The following is an 8,092-nucleotide window of genomic DNA, read 5'->3' as shown; positions in this document are numbered from 1 at the left end:
CCTAGCGGACCGCCCGTCCCTTCTTCGGGAACGCCGTCCGCAAGGCCGTTCCGCGCATCGTCAGGGCGATGCGGAGGGCCGGGAGGACGCAGAGGGTCTGCAGGGCCGCGTACCACCACGGGCAGACGCCCGGGATCAGGTCGACGCCGATGATCGCGATCGGGAAGACGACCGTGACGGTCCGCAGGCGCTCGAAGGCGCGGTGGGAGCCCTGGGCGGTGGAGAGGGCCAGGCGGTGCAGGAGCACCGTGATGAAGGGGAGCAGGATCGCCCGCGTCCACATGAACGGGTTCACCATGTGGCCCGTGCTCGCGACCACGACGACCGCGAGGAGGGCGGCGGTGGTGAGGGCGCCGTAGACCTTGACGGCGGTCCGCGTCGTGGCGAAGGCGGCCCGGGCGCCGGGGGTGTCGAGGAGGGCCGGGGAGGCGGTGGCGGCGGCGGTGGCGTTCGGCTTCGTGTTCGCGTCGGTTTCCATGGCCACGACGCTACGGAGCCGCCGCACGGCACGGTATCGGCCTGGACCCACAGGGGGGTGGGTCCAGCCCCACTCCCCTCCTCAGCCGGGGGGTCGCGGGCTCCCGACGGTGCACAGTGGGGTCATCGGACGAGGTGGTCGACGTCGAGGGGGAGCCATGGGACGGGTGCGTTCCTGGGTGGTGCGGGCCGGGGCCGGGTTCTGGCGGGCGGCCGTCGTCGTCGCCGTCTGCATGCCGGTGCCGGCCGTGTGGGCGGGTGCCGTGGGGCTGGCGGTGTGGTGCGGGGCGGAGCACCCGTGGTCGTGGATCGGGCCCGCCGTCATCGTGTGCGCGGGCACGCTCGCCCTGGCGCAGTCCGTCTGCCGGGCGGTGCGGGTGCTCGTCGCGCGGTGGACCGGTACCGCGATACCCGGCGGGTACCGGGAGGCCGGGCCGGTGATGCAACTGTCCACCGGATACTGGTGGAACGGCTTCAGCTACGAACGCAGCCGCCGCGACGCCGTCATGGACCAGCGGATGCGGCTGTGGTGGAGCGACCCCGCCACCTGGCGGGACCTGCGCTTCGCCGTCATCGCCCCCTTCACCGCGGGGCTGGCGGCGGCCCTCCCGCCGGCCGCGCTCGCCGTGGCCGCGCTCGGGCTGACCGGGGTCGGGCCGGCCGGGAGCGGGACCGTCGGGAGGCTCGTCGGGGCGGCGGCGACGGCGGTGGCCGTCGGCTGTTCCCCGTACGCCTGGCGGGCCCTGCACCGGGTCGCCGTCCGCTTCCTCGGCCCCTCCGCGGCGATGGTGCTGGCCGAGCGGGTGGACGAGCTGACCTCCCAGCGCGCGGACGCCACCGTCGCGCAGGCCGCCGAGATCCGCCGCATCGAGCGGGACCTCCACGACGGCGCGCAGGCCCGCCTCGTCGCGCTCGGGCTCTCCCTGGCCACCGCCGAGGCCCTGATGGACCGCGACCCGGAGCAGGCCAGGACGCTGATGCGGGAGGCGCGCGCCGGGGCGGCCGCCTCGCTGACCGAACTCCGCGAACTCATCCGGGGCATCAGCCCGCCGGTCCTCAGCGAACGCGGGCTCGTCGACGCCGTGCGCGCGCTCGCGCTGGACGTCCCCCTCGACGTGGCGGTCAGGGCCGCCGGCCCGCTGCGCCTGGACCCGCCGATCGAGTCCGCCGTCTACTTCGGCGTCGCCGAGCTCCTCACCAACGCGGTCAAGCACGCCGGGGCGAACCGCGCGCACGTCTCCCTCGTACGGGACGAGACGGGCATCGTCGTGGAGGTCGAGGACGACGGCCGCGGCGGGGCCGACGCCCGGCCCGGCGGCGGGCTCGCGGGGCTGCGCCGCCGGCTCGCCGTCTTCGACGGCACGCTGACGGTCACCAGCCCCCACGGCGGCCCCACCCGTGTCAGGATGGCCGTGCCATGCGAATAGCCGTAGCCGAAGACCTGTACCTCCTGCGCGACGGGATGGTCCGCCTGATCGAGGCGTTCGGGCACGAGGTGGTGGCCACGGCCGCCACCGGGCCCGAGACGCTCGACGTCCTGCGGACGCACCGCCCGGACGTGTCCGTCATCGACGTCCGCATGCCCCCGGCACAGTCGGACGAGGGCCTGCGCGCGGCCCTCACCGCCCGCTCCGAGATCCCCGGCCTGCCGGTGCTCATCCTCTCCCAGCACGTGGAACAGCTCTACGCCCGCGAACTGCTGGCCGACGGCACCGGCGGCGTCGGATACCTCCTCAAGGAGAGCGTGTTCGACGCGGACCAGTTCATCGGCTCCCTGGAACGGGTCGCGGCGGGCGGCACCGCGATGGACCCGGCCGTCATCGCGAAGCTGCTGTCGGGCAGCGCCCCCGACCGCGGGCTGGAGCGCCTCACCGAACGCGAGGGCTCCGTACTGGCCCTGATGGCGGAGGGCCTGTCCAACCACGCCATCGCCCGCCGGCTGTTCCTCAGCGAGGGCGCCATCAGCAAGTACACGACCTCCCTGTTCGGCAAGCTCGGCATCACGGACGACGACGACACCAACCGCCGCGTCCGCGCGGTCCTCGCCTACCTGAACGCGTCGTAGCGGCCCAGGAGGTAGCCGAGCTGGAGCCGGTTGTAAGCGCCGAGTTCCTGCTTGAGGGCCGCGACATGGGCCTGGAGGGAACGCTCGCTGATCCCCATGCGGCGTGCGATGACCTTGTCCGAGTAACCCTCCACCAGCAGCCGGCTGATCGACTCCCGGATCGCCGGGACCACTTCGGCGGCCGCCTTCGCGGCGTGCAGGGGGACGAAGGGGAAGGGCTCCGCCCGGTCCCAGGCCTTGTCGAAGGTGTCGCGGAGGAACCGGACGATGGTCGGCTCGGTGATCGAGATCGCCGTGGTCCGGTCCTCGTTCGCGGAGATGAACGCGGTGTCGTCCACGATGATCAGGCGGTCGAAGAACTCCTCGAGCGTCCGGACCTGGGCCCCGTGCTCCGTCACGGCGCGGACGTACTCCTTCGTCGCCTCGTCGAACCTCGTGGTGTGCTGGTACAGGGTCCGCATCGCGATACCCGCCGAGATCTGCCGGCGCACGGATTCCAGCGCGTCCTTCAGCACCGCGCTCGGCCGCGCCCCGTCGGGCTGCGCGGTGAGGATGTCCCGCCGGACCGAACCCAGGGCCTCCTCGATCGCCGCCGAGATGCTGTCCAGGCCGTGCAGGTACCGCACGCCGGGCCCGACCGCCTCCTCCGCCGGGGGCGCCCCGACGGCGGGCGCCGGGGCCGGGCGTGCCGCCTGCTGCGCGGCCTCCTGAGCCAGCAGGCCCAGGTGCGTCGCGAGTTCCCGCAGGAAGGCCTGCGGTTCTGCCGCCGGGGCCGCTTCGCCCGGCTCCTCGGGTGCACCGCTCCGCCGGGCGGCTTCAGCGCGTCCGGCCGCGTCCACGTCCACGTGCACTACCCGCCCCCGTCTGTCCGGTATGGAGCTGTTCGCCGCAGTTGAGACCCCGTGGGTTTCCGCAATGCGTGAACCGGAGCCATCGTAGGTCTGGTTCCTCCGGGGCGGGCGGGGAAGATTTGGTTCCACCGCAGGAACGAACACCGAGAAGGTCCAGGCGTCATGAACGACACCCGCCCCAGCACCGACCCCGCCGCCCGGATCCGGCGCGGCGAAGCCTTCCGGGAGCTGCACCACGGCCCCGGCCCCTTCGTCGTCCCCAACCCCTGGGACGCCGGCACCGCGCGCATCCTGGCCTCCTTCGGCTTCGCCGCCCTCGCCACCACCGGCGCGGGCCTCGCCCACAGTCTCGGCCGCCCCGACGGGGCCAACCGGCTCACCCGTGCGGAACTCCTCGCCAACGCCGCCGCCATCGTGGACGCGACCGGACTGCCCGTCACCGCCGACCTGGAGAGCGGTTTCGGCGAGCGCCCCGAGGACGTCGCCGAGACCATCCGCCTCGCCGCGGAGGCCGGCCTGGCCGGCGGCTCCATCGAGGACGCCACCGGCCGCGACGAGGACCCGCTGCGGCCCGTCGACGAGGCAGTCGAGCGCGTCGCCGCCGCCGTGGAGGCGGCGAAGGGGCTCGGCTTCCCCTTCACGGTCACCGCCCGCGCCGAGAACTTCTTCCTGGGCCGCCCCGACCTGGCGGACACCATCCGCCGCCTCCAGGCGTACGAGGCCGCCGGCGCCGACGTGCTCTACGCGCCGGCCCTGCCCGACGCCGAGGCGATCCGCGCCGTCTGCGCCGCAGTGTCCCGGCCCGTCAACGTACTGATGACCGGCGCCCTGAAGCTCTCCGTCGCCGAACTCGGCGCCCTCGGCGTCCGCCGCATCAGCACCGGCTCCGCCCTGTCCCGTGCCGCGCTCGGCGCCCTCACCCGCGCCGCCCGCGAGATCACCGAGTCCGGCACCTTCGGCTTCGGCGCGGACGCCCTTCCGTACGCCGAGGCCAACGCCCTCCTCGAACACGACTCGCCGCACTCGCTCGACCGTTCCACGAGGAGTCAGCAGTGAGCAGCACCACCAGCACCACCACCACGAGCACCGTCGAGCCCGTCACCCCCGTCGAGGCGGTCCGCCTCGCGGACCCCTACCCCTACTACGCGCGCCTGGTGGCCGAGCGGCCCTTCGCCTTCGACGAGGCGCTCGGGGCGTGGGTCGCCGCCGACGCGGCGGCGGTGCGCGCGGTGCTGGGCAGCGGTGCGCTGAGGGTGCGGCCCGTGGCGGAGCCGGTGCCGGCCGGGGTCGCCGGTACGGCGGCCGGGGAGGTCTTCGGCGAGCTCGTACGGATGACGGACGGCGCGGCGGCGGTCCGGCTCAAGGGGGTCGTGGCCGAGGCCCTGGCCCGCGCCGACCTCGGGCACGCCGGTGAGCTGGCCGCCCGCTTCACCCGCGAGGTGCTGGCGGAGGGCGGTGAAGTCCCGTACGAGGAGCTGATGTTCGGAGTCCCGGCCCGGGTGGTGGCCGCCCTGTCCGGCCTCACGGACGGCGCCGACCGTGAGGCGGCCCGCGCGATCGCCGACTTCGTCCGCTGCATCCCGGCCACGGCCACCCCGGCCGACCACCGGGCGGCGGCCCGGGCGGCGACCCGCCTGCGCGAGCTCCTGGCCCCGCCCCTGACCTCCGCCCCTCCGGCCCCGCTGCCGCACGCGACGCCCGCCGCCGGTGCCGCCCCCCGGTCCCCGTACCGCGCCGGCCGGGCGAACGGCCTGCTGCGGGAGCTCGTCGCCGCCGCCGAGCGGAGCGGCTGGGCGCACCCCGGGCCCCTGCTGTCGAACGCCATCGGGTTCCTCTCCCAGACCTACGACGCCACCGCCGGCCTCATCGGCAACACCCTCGTCGCCCTCGCCCGGGGCGCCGGCACCCCCGACACCGGGGCGCTCGTGCGCGAGGTGGTCCGGTACGACGCACCCGTCCAGAACACCCGCCGCTTCGCCGCCGAACCGTTCACCCACGCCGGCTCCACCGTGGAGCCCGGGCAGCAGCTGCTCGTCCTCCTCGCCGGCGCCAACCGCGACCCCGCCGTCAACCCAGACCCCCACGTGCTATCCACCGAACGGGTGAATCCGCTCGTGTTCACCTTCGGTGCAGGAGCCCACCTCTGCCCGGGCGGGGAGCTGGCCACGGTCCTCGCCACCGCCGTCGTGACCGAGCTCCGCAGGGCAGGCTGGAGCACCACAGCGACCCCCGCCTACCGCCCTCTGGCGAACGCCCGGATCCCGCTCCTCTGAGGGACCGCGGCGCGAGAACGTCCAGGGCGCGGCCGCCGCCACCGTCACCGTCACCGCGACCGCGACCGGGCCAGGGGTCACCGACCCCCGAGTCTCCAGACAGGACACGAACCGACATGCCGGACAGCACTCACCTCTGGATGCGGCACGAGGCCCGCCCCACCGAACGCCGCGCCCCCCTCACCCCGCAGGACGCCGCCCGCCTCGTCGAGGCCGGGGTCCGCATCACCGTCGAGGAGTCGGCGCAGCGCGCCTTCCCCCTCGCCGACTACACGGCCGCCGGCTGCGCCACCGCCCCCACCGGCTCCTGGCACGAGCAGGCCCCCGACGAGGCGTACGTACTCGGCCTCAAGGAACTCCCCGCCGGGCCCGGTGCTCCCGCCCTGCGCCACCGGCACATCTACTTCGGCCACGCCTACAAGGGCCAGGCCGGGGCCCGCGAACTGCTCGCCCGGTTCACCGCCGGCGGTGGCGCCCTGCTCGACATGGAGTACCTGACCGACGAAGCGGGCCGCCGCGTCGCCGCCTTCGGCTACTGGGCCGGCTATGTCGGCGCCGCCCTCGCCGTCCTGCACCACCGCGGTGCCCTCACCGCCCCGCTGGTCCCCACCGACCGCCCCGCCCTCGACGCCCTCCTCGCCCACGACCTCCTGGTCAACACCGTCCTGACCACCACCCCCGTCCCGCCGTTCCTGACCAAGGCCGACCTGGACGAGCCCGCCCGCCGCCTCTCCCTGGTCTCTGACGTCACCTGTGACGTCACCTCCGACTGCAACGTGCTGCCCGTCTACGACGAGACCACGACCTGGGACGCACCCGTCCGCACCCTGCGCGACGGTGACCGCCCCCTCGACCTGATCGCCATCGACAACCTCCCCTCCCTCCTCCCCGTCGAGGCCGCCACGGCCTTCTCCGCCGAACTCGCCCCGCACCTGCTGCGCCTGGCCGAGTGGGACGGCGTGTGGGCCCGCGCCCTGCACAGTTTCCGGACGGCCGTCGAATCCCAGGAGGCGGCACCCTTTTCGATCTGAGACCGTCTGATTCAGATTCCGATTCAGATTACGATTCGCCGTTTTCCCGAATCTGCGACGACGGGAACAGGGAATGTAATTTCCCTGTTCCCCCGCCTTCGTCGGCATGAAGAAGGGGCCCGGACTTGGAAAGTCCGGGCCCCTTCTCCTCATTCCCGTCAGCCCTTTACGTACCCGAAGCTCTCCGCGAGCAGCCCGCCTTCCAGCCGGTGCACGTTCACCCCGCGCACGAAGTCCTCCGGCCCGCTGCCCCACCGCAACGTCCAGCGGCACACGGCCCGCTCTCCTGCCGTCCAGACGTCCTCCACCTCGAAGGCCATGTTCTCGTTGCCGGCGATCGAGCTCCAGAACCGCAGGCACTCGTCATACCCGGAGTGCCTGCTCCCGTCCGGCGCGGGCCCGGAGTTCTCCAGCCGGCAGTCCTCGGCGAGGATGTCCTTCAGCAGGCCGGGGTCGTGCAGCCGAAATGCCTGATTGAACTGTTCGACAACCTTGCGCGTCTGCTCGTCCGACATCCGGGACTCCTCACGGCTCAGGTTTCGCTGCTCTGAAAAGGGACGGCTGACCGTCGGCTGGACCGGCCGGGTCGCAAGGGAAATTAAATACGCTCCGACGGCCCCCTGTCCATGCCTCGGCAATTTCCGCATTCGAAAGCGGCCCCTCGTATTTCCGGTCGCAGCCGCTTCCCCGTGCGCGGTTACTGCCAGAACACCTCTTCGATGATGATCTGCGGGTCGGCAGCGGCGTCGATCAGTTCGCGGACCTGCCGGGGTAGCGAGTCCCGGGTGGCCCGGGCCGTGTCGACCCAGTCCATCTGCCAGGGCGGTCCCATGAAGGCACTGCTCACCGCCCGGGCTCCGCCTTGCCTGCCTCGCGGCGGAGGTGCGCTGCCTGTGTCAGCAGTTGCTTCGCTTCGGTAGCGGTCGCAGCGTCGGCCGCGCGAGCCTCCAGGTCGTGCACCGTCCGGGCCAGTCGAGGGTCGCGGGCCAGTGCGAACTCCGTCCACCACTGGGCCATGAACGCAGGGACGGGGGCGAGGTCGTAGGTGTCCGCGATGGCCCACTTCCAGTGGGCGTCGAAGTCGGGCAGGAGCGCCGGCGTGTGCTCGGCGATCGCGGCGCGCAGCGCCTTGGGGTTCCGCTCGGGCATGGGCGGGATGCCGGAGGGCCGGGGCGCGGTCGTCATGCCGCTGCCCCTTTGTCCGCCACCGCCCGGTCGGCCCGCTTGTTCTTGAAGGCGAGAGCGAGGTTGGAGACGTGCTGGGGGGTGACGTCCAAGTGCCGGGCGACGGCGGAGTTCCCGCCCCGGCCGAGCTCGACGGCGATGCGCCCCGCGGCTTCCGCGAACGCCTCCTTCGCCCCGGTGACGGCTGCCTGCAGCCGGTCGAGCTCGCGC

At 73.5% G+C, this 8,092-nt stretch carries 11 protein-coding genes; 5 read left to right on the top strand and 6 right to left on the bottom strand.

Annotated elements, in window-relative coordinates; genetic code table 11:
- Window position 1: 1 nt before the first annotated feature.
- Window positions 2-478: a hypothetical protein gene (locus tag VR44_RS04960; protein ID WP_045946125.1), complete on the bottom strand. Its 477-nt coding sequence runs from the start codon at window positions 476-478 to the stop codon at window positions 2-4.
- A 157-nt stretch (window positions 479-635) separates the two neighbouring features.
- Here VR44_RS04960 and VR44_RS04955 point away from each other — a divergent pair, with 157 nt between their 5' ends.
- Both VR44_RS04955 and VR44_RS04950 read left to right on the top strand, forming a co-directional pair.
- A complete protein-coding gene (locus tag VR44_RS04955) occupies window positions 636-1,904 on the top strand; it encodes a sensor histidine kinase (protein WP_045946123.1) in 1,269 nt (422 codons plus the stop codon).
- Window positions 1,895-2,542 carry a response regulator transcription factor gene (locus VR44_RS04950; RefSeq protein ID WP_045946122.1) on the top strand — a complete coding sequence of 216 codons (648 nt, stop codon included), beginning with the start codon at window positions 1,895-1,897 and terminating at the stop codon, window positions 2,540-2,542. Before VR44_RS04955 ends, VR44_RS04950 begins: the two co-directional genes overlap by 10 nt.
- Here VR44_RS04950 and VR44_RS04945 read toward each other — a convergent pair.
- The gene (locus VR44_RS04945; RefSeq protein ID WP_157880220.1) at window positions 2,524-3,387 is read right to left on the bottom strand and encodes a helix-turn-helix transcriptional regulator; all 864 of its coding nucleotides are present in this window, start codon (window positions 3,385-3,387) and stop codon (window positions 2,524-2,526) included. The two genes, VR44_RS04950 and VR44_RS04945, sit on opposite strands and share 19 nt — an antisense overlap.
- A gap of 168 nt (window positions 3,388-3,555) precedes the next feature.
- Between VR44_RS04945 and VR44_RS04940 the strand changes: the two genes are divergently transcribed.
- The 3 genes from VR44_RS04940 (at window position 3,556) to VR44_RS04930 (ending at window position 6,697) form a co-directional block, all read left to right on the top strand.
- Window positions 3,556-4,449, top strand: a complete 894-nt coding sequence (locus tag VR44_RS04940) for an isocitrate lyase/PEP mutase family protein (protein ID WP_045946121.1) — start codon at window positions 3,556-3,558, stop codon at window positions 4,447-4,449.
- Window positions 4,446-5,666 carry a cytochrome P450 gene (locus VR44_RS48310; RefSeq protein ID WP_045946120.1) on the top strand — a complete coding sequence of 407 codons (1,221 nt, stop codon included), beginning with the start codon at window positions 4,446-4,448 and terminating at the stop codon, window positions 5,664-5,666. Before VR44_RS04940 ends, VR44_RS48310 begins: the two co-directional genes overlap by 4 nt.
- Before the next feature lie 116 nt (window positions 5,667-5,782).
- A complete protein-coding gene (locus VR44_RS04930) occupies window positions 5,783-6,697 on the top strand; it encodes a Rossmann-fold NAD(P)-binding domain-containing protein (protein WP_045946119.1) in 915 nt (304 codons plus the stop codon).
- A gap of 158 nt (window positions 6,698-6,855) precedes the next feature.
- Here VR44_RS04930 and VR44_RS04925 read toward each other — a convergent pair whose 3' ends face one another.
- From VR44_RS04925 to VR44_RS04915, 4 genes are all read right to left on the bottom strand, one after another.
- Window positions 6,856-7,212, bottom strand: a complete 357-nt coding sequence (locus VR44_RS04925; RefSeq protein ID WP_045946118.1) for a nuclear transport factor 2 family protein — start codon at window positions 7,210-7,212, stop codon at window positions 6,856-6,858.
- A 182-nt stretch (window positions 7,213-7,394) separates the two neighbouring features.
- A complete protein-coding gene (locus tag VR44_RS44790; protein ID WP_157880219.1) occupies window positions 7,395-7,544 on the bottom strand; it encodes a hypothetical protein in 150 nt (49 codons plus the stop codon).
- Complete coding sequence (locus tag VR44_RS04920; RefSeq protein ID WP_045946117.1) at window positions 7,541-7,882, bottom strand: DUF6247 family protein; 342 nt, start codon at window positions 7,880-7,882, stop codon at window positions 7,541-7,543. The genes VR44_RS44790 and VR44_RS04920 overlap by 4 nt, the downstream gene beginning before the upstream one ends.
- Window positions 7,879-8,092 (bottom strand): hypothetical protein (locus VR44_RS04915; protein WP_045946116.1); only part of this gene is annotated, 214 nt, incomplete at its 5' end. The genes VR44_RS04915 and VR44_RS04920, both read right to left, overlap by 4 nt.

The organism is Streptomyces katrae (assembly GCF_000966975.1).
In the GTDB taxonomy this organism is placed as follows: domain Bacteria; phylum Actinomycetota; class Actinomycetes; order Streptomycetales; family Streptomycetaceae; genus Streptomyces; species Streptomyces katrae.
Note: the sequence above shows the minus strand (reverse complement) of the source record. Positions and strands in the feature narration are given on the sequence as shown.